Source organism: Paenibacillus sp. 2KB_22, assembly GCF_052115745.1.
GTDB lineage: Bacteria > Bacillota > Bacilli > Paenibacillales > Paenibacillaceae > Paenibacillus.
Genome location: NZ_JBFRHG010000001.1, coordinates 1,960,615 through 1,979,452 on the forward strand (window position 1 = coordinate 1,960,615; position 18,838 = coordinate 1,979,452).

Sequence of the window (18,838 nt, forward strand, 5' to 3'; positions counted from 1 at the left end):
GAGCAAAGCTCCAAAGGAGAGGATTTATATGTCTGGACATCAACACAGTCATGACCATGGGCACGATCATGGGCACAACCACGCTCACACCACCAATAACAAGAAAGTCCTGTTGTTTTCCTTCATTATTATTACCGTCTATATGATCGTTGAAGCCTTTGGCGGATTCATTACCAACAGTCTCGCACTTATTTCGGATGCAGGCCATATGTTATCAGACTCCATTGCGCTCGGGATCGCTTTGCTGGCGTTCACGTTTGGTGAAAAAGCAGTGAATACCGGCAAAACGTACGGATACAGAAGATTTGAAATTCTGGCTGCCACGTTAAACGGAATCACGTTAATCGCCATTGCGCTCTACATTTTCTACGAAGCCATTGGTCGATTCATTAACCCGCCAGAAGTCGCAACCGTAGGCATGTTAATCATCAGCGTCATTGGTTTGCTCGTCAATATTCTGGTGGCTTGGATCATGATGCGTGGTAGCGATACGGAGAATAACCTGAACATGCGCGGTGCTTATCTGCATGTCATCAGTGACATGTTGGGATCGGTTGGAGCCATTGCTGCGGCATTGCTGATGATGTTCTTTGGCTGGGGTTGGGCCGATCCACTGGCGAGTGTCATTGTCGCAGCACTGGTATTGCGTAGCGGGTTCTATGTCACCAAATCATCTCTGCATATCTTAATGGAAGGTACTCCGGCCAATGTGGATGTGAATGAGCTGGTGCAGACCATCAAACAAGTGGATGGCGTCAAAGGCGTACACGATGTGCATGTCTGGTCCATTACCAGTAACCTGAACGCACTGACTGCTCATATCGTCGTAGATGGAACGATGGATGTGTATGCATCTGAGATCCTGGTTCAGAAGATTGAACATATGCTCGAGCATAAAGAAATCAAACATGTAACGCTCCAAGTGGAGTCCGAGAAACATCTGCATGACACCTCGGTACTATGTACGGTCAAAGGCGACGCACCAGATGCCCACGCACACCATCACCATTGAGATGGGTAAAAAATATTAGTTGTTTCTAAATGAAAACAGGGCAGATTCCCCGGTGAAGGGAACACCCTGTTTTTGTTTGCCTAAGTTCAGCTTTTGGGGATGAGTAGAAAATGAATAGCCTTTACCTTATAGCAGCGGGCTCTGGACTACTTGTATTTGGAGAGTAACCTCTCTTTCTTTTGATCGAATTCATATTCTGAGATGATATTTTTCTCTTTTAATTCACCCAACTGTAGCAGTTGTTCATGAACATTAACAGGGGTCTTTTTTCCCTTGCCAGATATAATCAAGGCTAGAATTGAGAAAAGCAGACCATACAGGACACCCAGAAGTCCCAAACCCGCCGCTGCCTCCGCACTTTCTTGCGAACCATCTAAAAAAACTGTTATTAATAAAAAATTGAGTACGAACCAAATAAGGCTGAAGATCGATAATGCTTTCAATGAATGTTCCTCCTACTTGTTATGTATGTTTTTATTCAACACCAGGAAAGGTCGTTCAGAAGACTAAACATTAACCTCGTCCCAGTTTGTTATGACGTATCCAAGCTGAAACAACAGGATGACAATATAACTGATGTTGATTCCCAGACTGGTCTTCACTCTCTTGGTCTGATCCCAGAATTCCTCTTTGTTCATTTTTCCGCGTTCCAACTTGGACTTCATCTTTTGTTTTTCTTTCCACAACATGTAGAACTCAAGTATAGCAAAGACTCCCCACGCCAATGGATAAACCAGTAACACTGCATTAGCAACTGACAATAGCATAAGGGAACCTTCATCCAAGCCTTTCTCCATTCCTAACTTAAAGCTTACATTTACACTCAAAGTCAGAATAACTAAACCAAAACCTATTAAACTTAAATACGGTGTGAATCTGGAGCTGCGCAATACTACCTCTCCTTTCGGATAATATAACCCTAGCACATATGCTAGGGCTCTTCGATTCAAACTCAAATTCTCTTTAAGAAACTTTGATCTTATAAACCACATAACTAATCTGAAAGTCATAGTATATAATTACTTTCGAACTGTCGATCTATTTCTTCTGTGCCTGTAACAATTGATCATTAACAAATGCTTTCAAGAAGAAAAGTTCATTCCCATTAGGCTCCCGCAGCTGATCCTTATTAAAAAGTGCTATCGCCTGCTCCAATGAAGTAGATGTAACCGCTCTACTACTAGTAGTAAGCTCTCTCCAGAATACATCCATCTCTTCCCGATCACATATAGACTCGTGTCCGAGAATGAAATGTTCTGCATCATACATTTGGATATCTTGTATCATGTGGCTGAGCAAGGATTGCTTAAAATGAAACATTTTATTCGTTGTTGTTCCATAAGGACTATCTCCGAGAAAAATAGTCTTATCATCAGGAATATAAACAACTGTCGAATCATCCGTGTGCGTACTTTGAATCCTCTCCAGCATACAGAGCTTGTTCCCCAAATCAATCTGGAAGGAATCTTTAAAGACAATACCAGGCTTATCTAGTATAAATGATTCTCGCATCGGGATTTCCGTCTGTATAATTTCCATGCAATGCGCGCTGATCATATCGGCATCTACATACTCACGAAGTGACTGATCATCGAAGGAATAAGATCTCCAGTCGTTCAAGCGCTTATTGGTTAAACGATTAACGATGATCGTCGCATTGAATTCATTCATTCCCAAAAAATGATCCCAATGCGCATGCGTAATAACCACATACTGAACGGGCGGTACATCCAGGGATCGAATTTCCTCGATAAAATCTCTGGCATGTTGAACCGAATTTCCACCATCGATCACCAGACTATATTTTTCCCCACACACCAAACCTAGTACCGGTCTTTCTCTATCATTATCGTTGGACATATAATAAATGGAATCGCTCAATTGATTTAACATGTCAATTCTTCTCCTCTACATGAGTATTTTCATATCATAGGCAGAGAAAAACCGCATGCTTATTCAAGCTAATACATGGATTTTTCTCCGTTTATGGATTTACCAATGGAATCACCTCTTTCAATCTGTAATCAATATTTCAACGCCATCTTATGACATAGCCACTATTACACTACTTATCAGCATCAACAACGTTACGGGCGCCCAGATCCTTCGTTCCCATACACTTTTCGTGATCAGATTCAATATCGTCCCCAACACCAAATACCCCACAATGAACCAAATCGCTGTCCTTGCAAAAACAGACCACTGAGACCAAAGCAATCCTGCTTTACTCAGAACAATGGCCGATAAATGCCAAAATTGCGATCTGAACTATGCAGGTAAAACGCATGGAGATGGGATATTTCCCGGGAAACTTCCCACCCATGGCGTACTCTCCCCACGGCACACCTACCGCCAAAGCAACTTGAAAGAGAATCACGATTAGAATCAAAACAGTGAATACGATTGCTGACGTTAATACGATCATGAGCATGCTCCAGTATTCAAAGTGGCAGTAGAATCACTCTCATAATAGGAATGACTTATTTCCAATCATAGATCCTTCATTCTCTACAGAAATACAAACATGATTGCTCTCTAAATTATACAGGAGATTCCACTAAATCATACTTCCTTTTTTCCTGTTCGCCTCCCCAGCCTGTCCGTTCGTGTCTCTCGATTGGGATGAATACAAATAGAGACTTTCACTAAAGGAAAGTCTCTTTTGTATTCCATATTTGTATTTTTGCTGAGCAACTACTTCACATTAAATAATAAGTTATAGGGACATTTTTACCCGTTAAGCTGTGTCATCATTTCTTTCATATAACGTGTTCCATGGACCTCGTTTTGGGGACTTACCTTTTCAATGCGAGCTAAGTCATCCGGTGTCAGTTCAATTGTTGCAGCGTTCGCGTTTTCCTCCAAATAGTTGATTCGTTTCGTTCCCGGAATCGGCAATGCGTTATTAGCTATTGTCCAAGCTAAAGCCAATTGTGCAGGAGTACACTCCTTCTCCATCGCGATCTCTTTGATTTTATCCACAACTTCTATGTTTTTGAGGAAATTATCTCCTTGGAACCTCGGCATATATCTGCGCAGATCATTAACATGCAAATCTTCGAATTTCCGTATCTCACCTGAGATAAACCCTCTGCTTAAAGGACTGTATGCAACATGTGTAATATTCAGTTCTCTCGCAGTCGGCAGAATCTCGTCCTCAATATCCCGGCTCCACAGTGAATATTCGCTCTGCAACGCAGAAATCGGATGAACGGCGTGTGCCCGGCGCATAGTGGAAGCCGATGCTTCCGACAAGCCGAGGCAGCGGACTTTTCCCTCTTTAACCAAATCAGCCATCGCACCAACGGTTTCCTCAATTGGAATCTGAGGATCTACCCTGTGTTGGTAGTACAGATCAATATAGTCAGTGTCCAGCCGGCGAAGACTTGCTTCTACAGCTTTTTTCACGTAATCTGGATGACTATTCAACGTCTCATAGTTCGGGGTATACGCAAATTTGGTAGCAATAATGGCCTGATCGCGACGTCCCTTCAGCGCTTTCCCCAATAGTTCTTCATTATGACCATTACCATACACATCAGCTGTATCTAGCAGTGTAACACCAATCTCCAGCGCGTGATGGATGGTCTTCATTGACTCCTCATCATTGGTTTCCCCGTACATCCCTGGAGACATGCCCATTATTCCCAATCCAATCGAAGATACAACAATATCGCTATTTCCCAGCACTCTTTGCTTCATTTCTCCATCTCTCCGTCCGTTAGTATTAGTCTAGTCTTTGCCGATGCTTTCCATTTGGTCTAGCAACTTGCTTTCTGAAGGAAGCTTTCCTGTCTCTATGTCTTCATAGATCGTCAATTTGTTATCCACCGCTGCAAGTGCCTCGGCAATTTCAAGTTGGCGGCGATGTAATTCCTCTTTATATTCGTGAAGGATCGCTTTCCGTTGTGGAATCGTTGAATCCCCCTCCAGCGCCAGACTAACCATATGTTTCAATGTAGATACCTTCATACCCGTTGCCCGGAAACAGGACATCAATCTCATCCAATCCAAATGTTCTTCCTCGAACATCCGATTACCATGTTGATCCCGCCTAATGTAAGGAAGCAGTCCCTCCTTCTCGTAATAACGAATTTTATGTGCAGGACAACCCAGCCGCTCGGAAGCTTCTTTTATCGAAAAAGCCATATGCTGACTCCTCCTTTATGTTCATTTTTGGATGCATTTGGCCGGTTCTTTTACATCCTAAGGCTTCATGTTCACATTAAAGCAAGCACAAATTTCAAAAAAAGAAATGAACAGACGTTCACTATTTTTAAAAAATGGAGGACATAACACACGCTTCAGTACTGGGAAGTAACGATTAGAGGAGATTTGCCGAGAAGATCGATGAAAGCAGAAATACGGAGAAAAAGAATCTGGAGATGCTGGGGTTGTTTCACTTACTTCAATCGTTGGGTGTCATAGAGTGCCCGGGCTTGATCATAATTCAATTGTTCAGTAAAAGTAGACGTCACTGCCAAGAAGTATTGCAGCTGCCATTGCTGCGTTTTGCTAGTTCAACGTTCCTGACATAGTCGTTTCCATTCCTGCCATGCCTTCAAGTATTCAGGCAGATCATCTGGGTGATGCTTGTTACTCAGCCCAATTCGGCAATATAGATGGACCAGAGCTTCCTCGATCAATCTGGATTTGTCCATTTCCACATGTTCTAACAGTTCGAACGTAGTAAATAAGGTTTCGGTGTTGATATCATCCGGCGAGGAGCTAAAAGCATATAAGAAATCATAGAGGATAGGTCCAACCATTGGAGAAGGGTCAATAACGCCGATGAGTTCATTTTGATCGTATACAAAATTATGAACCCCCGTATCACCATGTAAAAGAAACTTTTCCTCTGCCTCATGAAAGAGACGATCCACTTTGGATTGAACCAGATGATAATCATCTGTCGTTAAAATATTTCCGATATTTATCTTGGCTTCATGAATACTAATCTGATTGAATTCTTTCCATGTCTTCTGCGGGAACTCTATTCTGCCCCATGATTCCGTATCTGTAGAACGCACATAGGTATTGAACATCTCTTTCACCAGACGTGTTAACCAGTCTCTCTTCAGTCCCCGGTTGAAATGGGTTGTGCCTTCGATATAGGAGTAAATTAGATAAGTGTTGTCCCGATCAGTCAACAAAACTTCAGGCAATAACGAAGAATTCTTATACGTGTCCAAAAACTGCTTGGTCATGAGAATCTGTTTGGGTTCATCTGATTTCAGAATATAATGCTTATTCAGACTTGTACTCAACCGATAAATACGTCCTAGCGGTGGTACCTGACAATCGTTGAATTTCAGATATTTCTTCGTTGATATGATGCATCTTGAATAAGTTATTGATCTCATTTACCGTTGGATTGATTAACATATAGTTCTCCTCATATAACTAGGATCTTGATTTATTTGGTAAACATACGGTGAGGTTAGCTTCCCAATTGCACAGTGGGTTATCTTTCAAAATGGGCTCGTTCTTCTTGCTTGGAGCTAAAAATATAATCCGGATACTGGTTTGCCATGGATGGAAGCTGATCCTCGGGGAAAAACTGCAAATCCTTCATCTCTTCATTATCGGGCGTGAGTTGCCCAGATTGGATCCTGCATTCAAATACGATAGTCAAATATTCGACCTGATGACCGTTACTGTATGTAAACCGTCTTGCTTCACCACCGTATACTCCGATAATCTTCTCGGGTTCAACGACCAGACCTGTCTCTTCCAGTGCCTCTCTCACCATCGCTTGCGCCGGTGTCTCACCAAGCTCAATGGCTCCGGCAATCAAGCCCCAGGTTGATTCGTTATGTTTACGACCGAACAGGATCTCCCCTTGTTCATTTCGGATAATTCCAGCGACACCCGGCATAAAAATAAGCTCGTTGCCGATCTTTCCCCTGAGGTTTTTGTAATAGTCTGACATGCCCATACACAGTTACCTCCTGTCTTTTATTCTCTGAATTCTTTTCCATGAATGATCCATTGTACAGCGTCCCAAATATCTGCTGCGATATAATCAGGTTCGGTCTCCATCCATTTGTCTCTAAATTGGGTTAGTGAAGATTCCCCCCAGCCTGTTCTCACCATGATCTTGGTCGCTCCTACAGCATGGGCAGCAAGCATGTCTGTATCTCCCACATCTCCAATAACTACGCATTTGGATAAATCCAGACCGTGATCCTCTGAGGCCTGTAATAACATTCCGGGTTTCGGCTTTCTGCAACTGCATTCTTGTTCATGTGGACATATATAGGAGTGATCGAATCCATACTCGCGAAATTGCTCTTCAAAATCCTGAACACTTGCTTCTCCACGTGAGATTCGATATTGATTCGTAAACGCCAGTACCATAATTCCTTCTCTTTTCAAACGCATAATGGCTTCTTGAGCATTGGGGTATAATCTGAAATCTCTCGGATGAATAAAATGACCTGCACCACCGATGGTTCCATCTCTATCTATAAAAACAGCCTGCACGTTCCCATTTGGCTTCATCATGGTCTGTTCCTTTCCTTACCGAGAACATATTAATTGGATCTCTCGCCTCTGACCTAAAATTATTATTTCCCTATACTTTCTCATCGATAATATGCTTGCTATCATCTTGTTGCTTATGGTTTTGCTGTTTTTTGATTTCAGTTTTAAGATAGTGTACTTCTTTAATTAATTCATCCAACTTTTTCGATGTTTTGGATGAATCTACGGCATAACGAATTATTGCCGCAATGATAAGAACTACAATAATACTTATAAGTGAGATGATTAAAGCCCAGAAAAACTCCATATTGTTGTTCAACTCCTTGATGACTAAAAAAACATCCTTTGGTTAATAGTACCATTTCATTGAAACTAAAATAAAGGAGATATCCCTTTTCTCATCAAAAATTTCATCCACCATATATCAGAGAATTGACCAAGTAGTATATTCTATTTTCCAATGCACAATCGAGTATTTAATAAGCCATCACAATAACGTAGAATCTGCTCTAGAAATGGTGCATTTGTCAAATTCCATATCCATCAGGAACACTAGTAGAAGAATATTGTAATTATTGAACCCAGTACTATGTTTCTATCCCTCCAATTTTATATTGGAGATAAATCCTCTTTTTCGCCATTTTATACAGATTAATTACAAATAAATCCATTGTTTAGGTTGAATTACACAATCACACAATGTATAATATGGGTTATTTTCCCTATTAAGGAGAGGGGAAGGATATAAAATAAATAGACTATTATTCTGAGGAGGATTTACACGTATGAAGAAAGTCACAAGTATGCTTTTGTCTTTTGCATTGATTCTAATGTTAAATATTCCTGTTTATGCTGATAGCGGTTCTAACGATGCCCCCACGAAGTACTTAGGAACCTCAATGCCAATAAAAGAGTTCGATAAAGTATACGGTAGTAAAAATAGTGAGTCTCATGTAAACAAATTACAAAGTTCAGATGCGTTACTATTTCTTGATGAGATAACAATTGATCAAGAGAACGTTAGTTTTAATGCTGAAATTGAGTATAACAACTCTAAAAAAACATTAAATGCTAGTGGTAGTTTGCGTAGTAGTTACAAAAATGAAGATGGTATTAACAGTACCGTTGGAGAAATGATTGATCAAAGTAATGAATTTAATGTTCTTCTTTTTGAAATCTATGATGATGTTCAACCCACTAAAAATTTAATCAATAAGGAACTTGAAACTCATCCACATGTAAAATTATATCTAACTGATAGTGAATCCAATATCTTGCTTTTTGAATTAAAAATTCCTGAATCTTTAACCAGTATCGAAACAAGTAACTTGCCTCCATCTGATCCACAACACGACCTGTTTTGGTTTGTCAATGTTGTGAGTCCCACTGAACAAAAGGAAATCCCAGTAGATGATACTATGCTAAAAATTATAGCTGAAAATGAAAATGATCTCTTTACTCCAGCAGCAATAGGTAGTTTTACAGATTGGGTACATCCCACAACCTACAGTAATACTTATTATGTAGCAGGCGATGAAATCAAAAATTTCTCACTTCCATATGGATCTTGGAAATCATTAAACGTTACCCCGTCCTCTACTTGGGTAAATAGTTTTAAAATAGCCGAGCACGTTACGGTTAATGGAAAAAAGACAAATGCTGAGAACCTGTTCACATACAAAAATGTTAAACTAACAACAGGGGTAGGTGCATATTCTTCTATTGATAGATCATTTATTGATGGGAGTATGGTCGGAAAGGGGTCCGGATCAGCTTTAGCAATGAAAATCGCTGAAACTGTTTGGTCAAAAATAAATGTTGTTGGTCTCCCTTCATTAACTAACATAAAAAGCTGGATTACTGCTTCAAATCAAGCTCTTACAAGTAAAAACGTAACTTTAGGTAGCTCAAATGTCAGATTAAGTACTAATCCTGCTGCGGTATCAGGGATTTCTTCAGACAATTATACGCTCCATAAAAGTACTGGTAGCAATACCGGGCACTACTTAACACTTCAAAGTGATGTACAGTTTAATGGAAATTCGGGACAATCTGCTTCTGCTGCCAATGGTGTGATGTTCGTTAGCTGGGATACTTATTTTAATGGTTCAAAATATAATTCAGGCCAAAAAACACTTGAATTCCAGTATAAAGTGAATAATTAAGCATATAAGTTTTAGATAGCATAGACTTTGCAAGGAGAAGTGGACATCCCCTTTATATTTTGTAAATCTACTTCTCCTTGCAATTCACTTATCATAAGTATTAAGTTTATAATTAACAAATTACTTAAGTGAGAGGAGCCTAAGATGAGACTAAAAATAAATATATCTATTATTATGAATGTGTTACTAACATTGTGTCTTATTGCATTAACGGTGTTTTCTATTCACCAATACAAGCTTCAAACCTCGTATAAAGATTATTTATCGCAAAATTTATCCTATGATATCATAACATTGGCACAAGCTATTGAATCTAATAATAAGTTATATGAACAACTATTACAGACAGACACATCAACAAGTGATATTCGTATTGGGCTTAATGTCCTCTATAATAATTACAGATCAATAGCTTCCATAGCTGGCACTTATTCTTCGATGTATAATCAATTCCAAGATTTTAATGAATCTGCCTCATTGGATATTGAGAATTTATCAAGCTCTACTGTTAAAATGAGGGATTTTTTACAAGATGTTATGAAAAAAAACAGCCTAATCGATTCAAAAATTAAGACGGTTTTGGAAAAAGAGTACGCTTCTAATTCTAAATGGCTACAAGTTATTGAACAGAGTGAACTATTTTCAGTTAAAGAAAATGGGGAAATTAGTTTTAATAAAGATGAAAACTTATCTATTAATGATTTAACTTGGGTTAACTTCTTCAAAGAATTGGAGGCTAATACTAGCAATAGTTAAAGAAAATTATAAATCACTCGTCCCCTTCACTATACTCTGTAGACTCCATTTCCGCATAAGTAAATGTACATCTTGCAGAAGTGGAGCCTAAAGGAAGTTAATACCAGAGAAATACTTTTCATGCATCTCAAGATGACTAACATTTTGAACTGCCCGTTAAAAAAACATTAGTTTCAACTACAGTTATTACAACTTTTTGGAATCACCTTTATTTCAGCCGCGCTCCTCCACCACCAGAATGTCAGCACAACGAACAATTAGCTCAGGCATATTCTCTCCATCAAATAGAACATGAAGCTCATATCCGTTATCGATCCGATACAGCTCTTGATACAGCCAGTAAGTGCCTACAATCCCACCGTCTTGCTTGATGATTTCGGGTGCAACCAGCGTAAGTTTATTTATATTGGTGAAGCCCCCGCGGGTGTCAAAACGAATGAGCACTTCATCCCCTGTCAGTAGTTCCGTCACTGTACAATCATGAAATTGAACCCGGTTACGAATTTCATCGGGAATACCCGGCGCTATAATAACTTCCCGGTATTCATTTGATACGCGCTCCATCTCTCTCCTATTTTCTGCACTCAGTTTCTTTAGCTGTAGCATAACTTCTCTCGTACAGTAGCCCAACGTAAACACACGGATATCCGCAATTTGTTCAACGATTTTCTGTGGCAAATTCTCTGCCTTATATCGAAAATTCCATTCCATTGATTCTTTGTACTCTTCTTTGCATTTCTTCTCATCAAACGGAGGGCGTACATCATACTCTGCAATAAGTTTCTCGATATGCGCTCTCTTTGTTCCGGAGGCATGCGAAATACCATCTGATCCTCTTCCGTTATCTCTTCCCCGCTAAAAGCTTTCTCTACACGAGTCATGACCTGACCATCATGTTCCAGCATGAAACGCGAGTCCAAGTTATATAGCTCTCGCTCCTGCTCCACATGCGCTTTTTCCTTTCGTTTATATAGCCTTAAAAATAGATTCTCATCGAACTCATACGCTCCGCTATGTACTCTTATACCAAAATGAAGATGTGTCTGCTGACACAGCTCATACCATTCCTTCGTTAAATATCTTATATGCACCTCTCCTGCTGATTTTTAGAATCTACTTTGCGATTGAAGCGTAAAGCTTTTTAATTTGTGACGAGAATTTAGCCGCATCTGGAATATGTGTGCGTTTAAAATAAGCTGTTAATTGTTTAGGATGATTTTTGACCATATCATATTCAATGATGGTGTTAGCGATAACAGATCTCGTAAAACCTAATACCTCGACCACTTCAGATCGATCTCCTGCCTCAAGCTCCTCGCCTTCTGGAAATTCTCCATCTGGATCATCTTCCAACTGTTCACTGAATGTTAATCGAGCTAGAACATAGGACATCATATGGTTCTTGTCTCTGTCCATCTGCTCCATGATCCACTGTATACACTCTTCTTCGGTTGGAGCCGAAACACCGAAACCCTCTAGTACATATTTCCGTTCTTTAAATGAGTCCATCAGCAACGATGCTTCGAAACTGGCATGCTCGACAAATTGGACCTGAGGTTTAAGCTGAATGATTTCAGCTGTTACCTGTTTATACCAATCACTCGTTAAGAATTGCTCTATGGTTTGCATCGCTACGCCTCCCCTATCTTCAGCCTTAACCATTCCTTATACTTAACAGACGCACGGGTCTACGCCAAGGTTTGAAAAAATCTGTGTTTTATCTCTTTGTCGTTTCGCGCCGCCCATTCGTGCACAGCTTCTACACCTACGGACTCCTGGCCTCTTTGAAAATAAAAACATAGATCGATCGGCACTAACCGTTTACCGTAGAGTTTGATGCCAATCCGTCTGTAATTCACATAAATACACTCAATCTGAGATGCATCATATCTCTGATGTTTCGTAGAAATCACATGATCGCTTGCCAGCGTAATACTGGGTTTAGTGAAAAATAACCGCCAGATCAGGAAAACGATATAAACCAGAATATAGGTCAATAGAGCGATCAGGGAGTACTTCCAAATCCCATTTTTATCGTAAATACCATCCCTGAGGAGTATTGCTTCAATGACCAACATACATAGTAGGCTCAACCATGCTCTTGGATAAATCGTCTTGTATGTGATGAGTTCCACCTCCTAATCATTCTCTCCATGAATTCGAAGCCACTTGGAAGGGGCTTTCTTGGCAAAATGCTTTTCAACAAAATGCAAAATGTCATCGATGCCGGGTAATGCCGCATTGTCTTTGGCTTCGTCAAACGTCATCCATTGGTACTCGGTATGTTCATGATTTAACCGGACAGGCTGGCTTTCATCCACGTATCCTACAAATACGGGCGCGGTATAGATATACTCCTCCTTGGATGAATAATATTGTTCAAATTGATTGGCAGAATACAACCGGACTTTCGTAATGCCTGTTTCCTCGTGAACTTCTCTCAGTGCAGCTTCCCATGCCTTCTCGCCCTTCTCTATCCCCCCGCCAACATAACACCATTCATTATGCAACATACGCCCCGCCCGCTTTAACATCAGTACACGGTATTGATCGAGGCTCTTCTTCAACAGAACTACAGCCACGCCTTCACAACGAATGGGAACTGCCTGTTTCGCGTGCTCCGCACCATTCATCTTCCCGACCCCTTCTCTTCGGAATCAAAGTCCTCCAACACTTTAAACTTGTCCCCGTGGATTTTGTCCAGATGATCTTCTCCCCAATAACACAAATGGTCCAGGGCAGGCTTGAGTCCCCAGCCGTAGTCCGTTAACTCATACTCCACTTTGGGAGGAACCTCCGAATATACCTTGCGCTGCACAATCTCATCCTTTTCCAGACCTCTGAGCTGTGTTGTCAGCATCTTCTGCGTAATGTCGGGTATTAATCGTCGAAGCTCTGACGTGCGTTTCCGTCCAGTCATCAAGTGATAAATAATCAATGGCTTCCACTTCCCACCCATTACTTCCAAAGCCGCTTCCACGCCTACTTTATATTTCTTTGGAGCACTTGTTTCTCCATGTTCCGTCATTTTGAACCCCTCCATAATCAGGCTGTATCCTAGGTGAAAACATAATCTTCTTGCTTCTCTTTTTCCATTTATTCAAGCCCATTTCGGGGCCGCCATTTAGGGTACTTTGATGTTCCTATGGCACTTCATTCTTCCTATAGAACAACAAAGTGCGTACTTCCAGATGTTCTCATACCTGTTTATAATAGCATCAGCCATTGAATTATGGCTACAAGACTGCAATCCAGAAAGGTAGTGAAAGTTAATATGAACGTACTCGTTGTAGTATCCCACCCGCGTAAAGATTCGTTGACCTTCCAGGTAGCTGAACGTTTTGCAAAAGGGCTTACCGAGGCTGGTCACGGTTATGAAATATTGGATTTGCATGGAATTGGATTCGACCCGATTCTTCGTGAGATGGATGAACCAGACTATACCCAAGAGAATCAAGTGTTCTCACCTGAGGTTGTAACCGAGATGGAGCGGTTGAAGAAGCACGATGCTGTGGCTTTTGTGTTTCCTCTCTGGTGGTGGCATCTGCCAGCCATGTTGAAAGGTTATGTGGATCGTGTCATGAACAACGGGTTTGCATATGGCAAGAACAAACTTCCTCATCAGCAGATATTGTGGATCTCTCTTTCAGGTGTGACGGAAGAACAGATGCAGAAGCGCAACTATGGTGAATCGATTGCCAATCTGCTCAATGTAGGTATTGCCGATTACTGCGGCGTGTCCCGATCCAGGGTTGAGTTTTTATATGAAACGTTGGAATCCAAACCTGAGCATTATGAGGCACTGCTGAACCATGCGCATAACCTGGGACTGAACTACGCCAATGTTCCTTCGACGCTATAAAGGCATTACAACCCCGATATGAAGTCTGAAGACCTGGTTTAATTTCTGTGGCCTGAAGCCTTCTTTGTGAACATAAAAATCACGTTAACCATCACGATGACCTCTTGCGTTTACGGTAAGAGAACAACTACGCTTGAACACGGCAAAAGGGTCGCTCCGAAGAGCGACCCTTTCTGTGTGTCTTGCATTATTTTACGGTCGAGAGAAGGAACTTCTCCAACATACTGGTATCGGTGATGCTATGGTTGCAAGCTGTGTTATCCATGCATACATACTGGGCAACAGAAGATACGTTATCCGGCGTATAGCTCTTGGTCTTCACGTTGAAGAATCCGAGCTCCTGATGGCGATGACAGAACATGCAATACCCTTTCTTGTTCGTGGCTGTAAGCCGCCCCTCAATTCCGAGGAATCTGCCTTCGTGCGGATACACGATGAACAAGCGATCGGTAGCAATGTCGGTCCATCTCAGATAAGTTGTACGTGCGTAATCGATGGATTCCAGATCCGGCACTTTGAGCTTCTTTACTTTGGGAAACAGCTTCTGAATTTGCTTCGCGGATACTTGCGGAAATGGAATCAGATATGCTTCCAGCTGGTTCAGATAGGTCTGCAACTCATGTGTCTTCTCATACGTGGATAACTGCTCCAGCAGTTGCTTTTGTTCCGGCGTCAGATCATTGAAGATGCCAACGGCATTCGTGCTGACGGTATAACGGACCGTATCCAATACCTTGGGGTCCACGACCGAGCGCAGCGTTTTGAGCAGGAAATCAGCTTGTTTATGAATATAATTGAATTGATGATTGTGAATAAATGGTGTTTGCATGGCTTTCAGCCCCTTATATTTATTATGAAAATAAAGTAAGGTGCAAAGCCTTCGGGTTGAACCATGATGTTGATGTTGATTTCAGGGCAAACGATCTCATTTGTCGCGCCCTACACAAAGTCCGCCCCTATTCAGGCTTTGCGTAAGGCTTTCTAGCGAACGAGCAATCCGGCATCATCCATATTGCCACGTCATAACCCCCAATGCAGTAGATATATCGAAATTATAGCAGGATTGGGAGTATATGGGCAACGGGCTTCGTTCCGATCTCCACTTTTCAGAAATATAGCCTACAAATTACACTTTGTCTTTACATACCTCATATTCAATAATCCCATATCGACTGATGTCTCTAAGTATCCAACGATCTGGTTAAACGTAAAAACATTAAGATTTTCATCCAATATTGCGTTATCATATTCCATATCACCCAGTACATATGGAACGAATTTTTCAACATCTTTTGATTTAACCTCATCTAATTCAGGCAATGTAGGAATGTAATTCAGCGACCTTCTTAATTCATCTGTGTATCCATAATGCTCTAATAACTTCCCATTCAATATTCTGAAATCATTATGATACAGTTTATATAATTCAGCGTCTGCATCCATTCTGTTTTTTAACCAAGGCAGATTGAAACCTTTCAACCAAATATCATCAGCAATCAAATGTGTAAAATAACCAAGTACATATAAGTCTTCTGCTTGCGATCTATATTTATGTATAAAGCCTTTGTAGTCAACGTTCCTTGAAAAGTCTTGTACTTCACCAGCAAAGAAATGTGACGAATCTTTTGATGAAACAGCATCCGGAGCGATACTTCCAAGTAAAAAAGGCGTCTTATCTTTGATTGATAGGCTATCAGCAATTCTATTTGCAATTACCAGATGCATTATTCTTGAACCCATATACTCTCCTACCCTTCAACGAATATTTGAGATCGAGCCTGGATGTTTCCAGTTTAACGAAATTGCTTCAAAACCTATTGTTCTGCATAAAAGTCATGGCAAGTTATTCTTCGCAGTTATTCGAACCATGTTCTTGCTGTTATTGGATTCCCATTGAACTTCCTTACCATATGCTTCACTAATTGCTCTTAACGGCAAATAAACTCTTCCATCTACCATTAATACTTTACTCTTTAGTTCAATTCGCTTGTCGAACTCGGTAAAAGAGCTTTCTCCCACCTTAAAGGTTAACCTTGGTTTTGGATAATCATCTTTGTCGACATATGCAAATATTACACTTTTGGCTTCGTTATCCCACCATATCCCTTTACCAGGCACATCGAAATCTAGTACCTTCGTAATATAGGCTGGCGAAACGAGTATGTGGCCGTCAGAGATGATATAATCATTTGACTCTACTAATTGAAATGTTTCCAAGTTAATCGTAACTTCAATTGATTTCTTGGGAGCTTCAGCACCTGCTGGAGTCTTTAGTTCTTTTTCATTAAGTAATATATTGATCTTTTTCGGTGCGCTTGTGGCTGTAAAAGTCATGGATACGCTCAATAACGTCAAAGCAAGGGTAACAACCATAATCTTCTTCACTTTGTCCACATCCTCCTATTGGTAAATGACTCATGCTCTTAATCAACTCTCATAGTACCATTTTATTCAATTAAAGGTAATATACTTCTATTCCATAACAAAAAAAGAAGCCACCTCCCTGGCCTTCCCCAGTTCAGTGACTCCTATTTCACAGCCCTATTCTAACCCTTACATTTAACTACTCCTTAACAGCACCAACCACGATCCCAGTAACAAAGTACCGTTGCAGGAACGGATACACTAACAAGATCGGAAGTGCACTGATAAAGATCTGCGAAGCCCGAATGGTCCGTTGGGACAGGTTCTTCACCGCTTCCGGATCAAGCTTCGACATGTCGGCCTGCACGATGATCGTCTGCATGAATGTCGCGAGTGGCAGCTTTTCCGCATCACGGATGTAGATGATCCCATCAAAGTATGCGTTCCAATGCCCAACCATCATGAAGAGTGAAACCGTTGCAATAACAGGTACGGAGACCGGCAGATAGATTTTGATAAACGTCTGCAAGTGACCTGCCCCATCAATAAATGCAGCTTCCTCCAGATCCTTCGGAACGGTACGGAAGAAATTCAGCAATAGAATAATGTTGAACACCGCAACCAATCCCGGCAGGATCAAGGCCAGCAATGTGTTCATCAGACCCAGCTTCAGAATCAGGATATACCCCGGAATGAGGCCACCGCTGAACAGCATCGTGATGACAAAATACCACAGATAGATGTTACGTGCGCGGAACACCCGCGTCTCCTTGGAAAGTGCGTAGGCTGCAAGCGTATTAACGATTAACGCAAGCCCTGTACCGAGTACGGTCCGCTCCACGGATACCCATAAGGAGGAGAGGAAGTTCGTATTGGCAAATGTTTTTGCATACGCCTCCAATGTAAATCCAATCGGCCAAAACGTGACGAGACCAGCATTCGCAGGTGCAGATGCACTAAGAGATACCATGAGTAAGTGATACAAAGGCAGCAAGCAGAGCAATGAAAGCAGGGTCAGTAACACATTGTTGAATATGCTGAATATGCGGTAAGGCATCGTTTTATGATACATTCGTTTGTCCTCCTCTCTAGAAAATGCGGTATCCGGCGAATCTGTAAGCCAGTCGGTACGAGATCACAATCAGGATCAGGCTGATGACCGATTTGAACAGATTCACAGCGGTAGCGAAACTGAACTGCCCACTAAGCAGACCTTCTCTATACACAAACGTATCGATAATATCACCTTGTTGGTAAATCAACGGACTATATAAGTTAAAGATCTGGTCAAAGTTGGCGTTAAGCACATTTCCCAGTGCCAAGGTTGCAATGACGATCCCTATCGGAATAAGTGCCGGGATGGTAATATACATCGTTTGCTTCCAGCGTCCTGCGCCATCCACTTCAGCTGCTTCATACAGTGCTGGGTTAATGCCGGACAATGCCGCAAGGAAGATGATGGTGTTGAAACCAAACTCTTTCCAGACATCACTCGCGATAATCGTGAATCGGAACCAGCTGCCATCCCCCAGGAAGAAGATCGGCTTGATGCCGAATACCGAAACCAGGAACTGATTGACAATACCCGTCTGGGCCAAAATGTCGATCAGGATACCGGATAACGTTACCCAAGACAGAAAGTGTGGCAGATACACGAGCGTCTGAATCGTTCTTTTCAGCGCCATCTTCCGTACCTCGTTGAGCAATAAGGCGAAGACAAACGGAATGATTAGATTCATGACAATCTTCGTACAGGCAAAAAATAGCGTGTTCCACGTAATTTGCAGGAAGTAATCATTTTCCCACATGTACCTGAAGTGCTTTAGCCCTACCCATTCGGAATTGAAAAATCCCAGTGCAGGTTTATAATCCTGAAATGCCATCAAAATCCCGGACATCGGAATGTATGAAAATATAAAGACCATAATGGCCGCCGGCAACACCATGAAGTGCAGAATCCATGGCTGTTTATAGCGTTTTTTTCTCTTTTTCTCCAGCTTGTTCCCAACGTTTGCCTGCGGGACCCGCTTACCCTCCAATTTAGCCTCCATAGCACTGCTCCTGTTCCCAAAAAAAGTTTTTGTGTGTGATGGGGTTCTCTGATATAAATAGTATCAAGCCATACTGAGGTCTGCTATATAACATTGTTAGGCTTGATAGTGTTTTGTTAGGGCCATCCTAGGAAGAGGTTGT

24 protein-coding genes are annotated in these 18,838 nt (G+C 41.3%); 4 read left to right on the plus strand and 20 right to left on the minus strand.

Going from position 1 to position 18,838, the window contains the following annotated elements; genetic code table 11:
- Positions 1 to 28: 28 nt before the first annotated feature.
- Positions 29 to 1,012, plus strand: coding sequence for a cation diffusion facilitator family transporter (locus AB4111_RS08585; protein WP_442031185.1), 984 nt, complete (start codon positions 29 to 31; stop codon positions 1,010 to 1,012).
- A gap of 146 nt (positions 1,013 to 1,158) precedes the next feature.
- Here AB4111_RS08585 and AB4111_RS08590 read toward each other — a convergent pair whose 3' ends face one another.
- The 10 genes from AB4111_RS08590 to AB4111_RS08635 all read right to left on the minus strand — a co-directional run bounded on the left by AB4111_RS08590 (position 1,159) and on the right by AB4111_RS08635 (position 7,805).
- Complete coding sequence (locus AB4111_RS08590; protein WP_442031186.1) at positions 1,159 to 1,455, minus strand: SHOCT domain-containing protein; 297 nt, start codon at positions 1,453 to 1,455, stop codon at positions 1,159 to 1,161.
- Positions 1,456 to 1,518: 63 nt separating this feature from the next.
- Positions 1,519 to 1,779, minus strand: coding sequence for a hypothetical protein (locus tag AB4111_RS08595; protein WP_442031187.1), 261 nt, complete (start codon positions 1,777 to 1,779; stop codon positions 1,519 to 1,521).
- Positions 1,780 to 2,050: 271 nt separating this feature from the next.
- The gene (locus AB4111_RS08600; RefSeq protein WP_442031188.1) at positions 2,051 to 2,905 is read right to left on the minus strand and encodes an MBL fold metallo-hydrolase; all 855 of its coding nucleotides are present in this window, start codon (positions 2,903 to 2,905) and stop codon (positions 2,051 to 2,053) included.
- 331 nt (positions 2,906 to 3,236) lie between these two features.
- Positions 3,237 to 3,437: a hypothetical protein gene (locus tag AB4111_RS08605; protein WP_442031189.1), complete on the minus strand. Its 201-nt coding sequence runs from the start codon at positions 3,435 to 3,437 to the stop codon at positions 3,237 to 3,239.
- A gap of 305 nt (positions 3,438 to 3,742) precedes the next feature.
- A complete protein-coding gene (locus AB4111_RS08610) occupies positions 3,743 to 4,714 on the minus strand; it encodes an aldo/keto reductase (RefSeq protein WP_442031190.1) in 972 nt (323 codons plus the stop codon).
- 30 nt (positions 4,715 to 4,744) lie between these two features.
- A complete protein-coding gene (locus AB4111_RS08615) occupies positions 4,745 to 5,161 on the minus strand; it encodes a MerR family transcriptional regulator (protein WP_442031191.1) in 417 nt (138 codons plus the stop codon).
- A 371-nt stretch (positions 5,162 to 5,532) separates the two neighbouring features.
- The gene (locus AB4111_RS08620; RefSeq protein WP_442031192.1) at positions 5,533 to 6,279 is read right to left on the minus strand and encodes a phosphotransferase; all 747 of its coding nucleotides are present in this window, start codon (positions 6,277 to 6,279) and stop codon (positions 5,533 to 5,535) included.
- A gap of 197 nt (positions 6,280 to 6,476) precedes the next feature.
- Positions 6,477 to 6,950 carry an NUDIX domain-containing protein gene (locus AB4111_RS08625; protein WP_442031193.1) on the minus strand — a complete coding sequence of 158 codons (474 nt, stop codon included), beginning with the start codon at positions 6,948 to 6,950 and terminating at the stop codon, positions 6,477 to 6,479.
- 20 nt (positions 6,951 to 6,970) lie between these two features.
- Positions 6,971 to 7,519 (minus strand): HAD-IIIA family hydrolase, encoded by a 549-nt coding sequence (locus AB4111_RS08630; RefSeq protein WP_442031194.1) that lies wholly within the window; start codon positions 7,517 to 7,519, stop codon positions 6,971 to 6,973.
- Between the two features lie 70 nt (positions 7,520 to 7,589).
- On the minus strand, positions 7,590 to 7,805 hold the full coding sequence (locus AB4111_RS08635; protein WP_442031195.1) for a hypothetical protein: 216 nt from the start codon (positions 7,803 to 7,805) through the stop codon (positions 7,590 to 7,592).
- Positions 7,806 to 8,283: 478 nt separating this feature from the next.
- On the opposite strand from AB4111_RS08635, the gene AB4111_RS08640 reads away from it, so the two are divergent.
- Positions 8,284 to 9,663, plus strand: a complete 1,380-nt coding sequence (locus tag AB4111_RS08640) for a hypothetical protein (protein ID WP_442031196.1) — start codon at positions 8,284 to 8,286, stop codon at positions 9,661 to 9,663.
- A gap of 144 nt (positions 9,664 to 9,807) precedes the next feature.
- Positions 9,808 to 10,419, plus strand: coding sequence for a hypothetical protein (locus AB4111_RS08645; RefSeq protein ID WP_442031197.1), 612 nt, complete (start codon positions 9,808 to 9,810; stop codon positions 10,417 to 10,419).
- A gap of 213 nt (positions 10,420 to 10,632) precedes the next feature.
- Here the strand turns inward: AB4111_RS08645 and AB4111_RS08650 are convergent, their stop codons facing one another.
- The 5 genes from AB4111_RS08650 to AB4111_RS08670 all read right to left on the minus strand — a co-directional run bounded on the left by AB4111_RS08650 (position 10,633) and on the right by AB4111_RS08670 (position 13,447).
- The gene (locus AB4111_RS08650) at positions 10,633 to 11,130 is read right to left on the minus strand and encodes a DUF4085 family protein (RefSeq protein ID WP_442031198.1); all 498 of its coding nucleotides are present in this window, start codon (positions 11,128 to 11,130) and stop codon (positions 10,633 to 10,635) included.
- 402 nt (positions 11,131 to 11,532) lie between these two features.
- Complete coding sequence (locus tag AB4111_RS08655) at positions 11,533 to 12,048, minus strand: hypothetical protein (RefSeq protein WP_442031199.1); 516 nt, start codon at positions 12,046 to 12,048, stop codon at positions 11,533 to 11,535.
- Positions 12,049 to 12,107: 59 nt separating this feature from the next.
- Positions 12,108 to 12,497, minus strand: coding sequence for a hypothetical protein (locus AB4111_RS08660; RefSeq protein ID WP_442031200.1), 390 nt, complete (start codon positions 12,495 to 12,497; stop codon positions 12,108 to 12,110).
- A 60-nt stretch (positions 12,498 to 12,557) separates the two neighbouring features.
- Positions 12,558 to 13,052 (minus strand): NUDIX hydrolase, encoded by a 495-nt coding sequence (locus tag AB4111_RS08665; protein ID WP_442031201.1) that lies wholly within the window; start codon positions 13,050 to 13,052, stop codon positions 12,558 to 12,560.
- On the minus strand, positions 13,049 to 13,447 hold the full coding sequence (locus AB4111_RS08670) for a winged helix-turn-helix transcriptional regulator (RefSeq protein WP_124113551.1): 399 nt from the start codon (positions 13,445 to 13,447) through the stop codon (positions 13,049 to 13,051). The genes AB4111_RS08665 and AB4111_RS08670 overlap by 4 nt, the downstream gene beginning before the upstream one ends.
- 246 nt (positions 13,448 to 13,693) lie before the next feature.
- Between AB4111_RS08670 and AB4111_RS08675 the strand changes: the two genes are divergently transcribed.
- Entirely contained in the window at positions 13,694 to 14,281 is a 588-nt protein-coding gene (locus tag AB4111_RS08675) for an NAD(P)H oxidoreductase (protein WP_442031602.1), read from the plus strand.
- A gap of 187 nt (positions 14,282 to 14,468) precedes the next feature.
- On the opposite strand, the gene AB4111_RS08680 is transcribed toward AB4111_RS08675, so the two are convergent.
- The 5 genes from AB4111_RS08680 to AB4111_RS08700 all read right to left on the minus strand — a co-directional run bounded on the left by AB4111_RS08680 (position 14,469) and on the right by AB4111_RS08700 (position 18,591).
- Positions 14,469 to 15,110, minus strand: coding sequence for a FusB/FusC family EF-G-binding protein (locus tag AB4111_RS08680; RefSeq protein ID WP_442031202.1), 642 nt, complete (start codon positions 15,108 to 15,110; stop codon positions 14,469 to 14,471).
- Between the two features lie 290 nt (positions 15,111 to 15,400).
- A complete protein-coding gene (locus AB4111_RS08685; RefSeq protein ID WP_442031203.1) occupies positions 15,401 to 16,021 on the minus strand; it encodes a zinc dependent phospholipase C family protein in 621 nt (206 codons plus the stop codon).
- A gap of 93 nt (positions 16,022 to 16,114) precedes the next feature.
- A complete protein-coding gene (locus AB4111_RS08690) occupies positions 16,115 to 16,666 on the minus strand; it encodes a stalk domain-containing protein (protein WP_442031204.1) in 552 nt (183 codons plus the stop codon).
- 178 nt (positions 16,667 to 16,844) lie between these two features.
- The gene (locus AB4111_RS08695; RefSeq protein ID WP_253432288.1) at positions 16,845 to 17,717 is read right to left on the minus strand and encodes a carbohydrate ABC transporter permease; all 873 of its coding nucleotides are present in this window, start codon (positions 17,715 to 17,717) and stop codon (positions 16,845 to 16,847) included.
- 16 nt (positions 17,718 to 17,733) lie between these two features.
- Positions 17,734 to 18,591, minus strand: coding sequence for an ABC transporter permease (locus AB4111_RS08700; protein ID WP_179086446.1), 858 nt, complete (start codon positions 18,589 to 18,591; stop codon positions 17,734 to 17,736).
- Positions 18,592 to 18,838 lie beyond the last annotated feature (247 nt).

Excerpts from the sequence above, each read along its gene's own strand:
- AB4111_RS08605 (WP_442031189.1), bottom strand. The coding sequence starts at position 3,437 with ATGATCGTATTAACGTCAGCAATCGTATTCACTGTTTTGATTCTAATC.
- AB4111_RS08680 (WP_442031202.1), bottom strand. The coding sequence starts at position 15,110 with ATGCAAACACCATTTATTCACAATCATCAATTCAATTATATTCATAAA.
- AB4111_RS08600 (WP_442031188.1), bottom strand. The coding sequence starts at position 2,905 with ATGTTAAATCAATTGAGCGATTCCATTTATTATATGTCCAACGATAAT.
- AB4111_RS08645 (WP_442031197.1), top strand. The coding sequence starts at position 9,808 with ATGAGACTAAAAATAAATATATCTATTATTATGAATGTGTTACTAACA.
- AB4111_RS08625 (WP_442031193.1), bottom strand. The coding sequence starts at position 6,950 with ATGGGCATGTCAGACTATTACAAAAACCTCAGGGGAAAGATCGGCAAC.
- AB4111_RS08610 (WP_442031190.1), bottom strand. The coding sequence starts at position 4,714 with ATGAAGCAAAGAGTGCTGGGAAATAGCGATATTGTTGTATCTTCGATT.
- AB4111_RS08635 (WP_442031195.1), bottom strand. The coding sequence starts at position 7,805 with ATGGAGTTTTTCTGGGCTTTAATCATCTCACTTATAAGTATTATTGTA.
- AB4111_RS08615 (WP_442031191.1), bottom strand. The coding sequence starts at position 5,161 with ATGGCTTTTTCGATAAAAGAAGCTTCCGAGCGGCTGGGTTGTCCTGCA.
- AB4111_RS08585 (WP_442031185.1), top strand. The coding sequence starts at position 29 with ATGTCTGGACATCAACACAGTCATGACCATGGGCACGATCATGGGCAC.
- AB4111_RS08650 (WP_442031198.1), bottom strand. The coding sequence starts at position 11,130 with ATGGAATGGAATTTTCGATATAAGGCAGAGAATTTGCCACAGAAAATC.
- AB4111_RS08700 (WP_179086446.1), bottom strand. The coding sequence starts at position 18,591 with ATGGTGTTGCCGGCGGCCATTATGGTCTTTATATTTTCATACATTCCG.
- AB4111_RS08665 (WP_442031201.1), bottom strand. The coding sequence starts at position 13,052 with ATGAATGGTGCGGAGCACGCGAAACAGGCAGTTCCCATTCGTTGTGAA.
- AB4111_RS08630 (WP_442031194.1), bottom strand. The coding sequence starts at position 7,519 with ATGATGAAGCCAAATGGGAACGTGCAGGCTGTTTTTATAGATAGAGAT.
- AB4111_RS08675 (WP_442031602.1), top strand. The coding sequence starts at position 13,694 with ATGAACGTACTCGTTGTAGTATCCCACCCGCGTAAAGATTCGTTGACC.
- AB4111_RS08670 (WP_124113551.1), bottom strand. The coding sequence starts at position 13,447 with ATGACGGAACATGGAGAAACAAGTGCTCCAAAGAAATATAAAGTAGGC.
- AB4111_RS08695 (WP_253432288.1), bottom strand. The coding sequence starts at position 17,717 with ATGTATCATAAAACGATGCCTTACCGCATATTCAGCATATTCAACAAT.
- AB4111_RS08595 (WP_442031187.1), bottom strand. The coding sequence starts at position 1,779 with ATGCTATTGTCAGTTGCTAATGCAGTGTTACTGGTTTATCCATTGGCG.
- AB4111_RS08640 (WP_442031196.1), top strand. The coding sequence starts at position 8,284 with ATGAAGAAAGTCACAAGTATGCTTTTGTCTTTTGCATTGATTCTAATG.
- AB4111_RS08660 (WP_442031200.1), bottom strand. The coding sequence starts at position 12,497 with ATGTTGGTCATTGAAGCAATACTCCTCAGGGATGGTATTTACGATAAA.
- AB4111_RS08685 (WP_442031203.1), bottom strand. The coding sequence starts at position 16,021 with ATGGGTTCAAGAATAATGCATCTGGTAATTGCAAATAGAATTGCTGAT.
- AB4111_RS08655 (WP_442031199.1), bottom strand. The coding sequence starts at position 12,048 with ATGCAAACCATAGAGCAATTCTTAACGAGTGATTGGTATAAACAGGTA.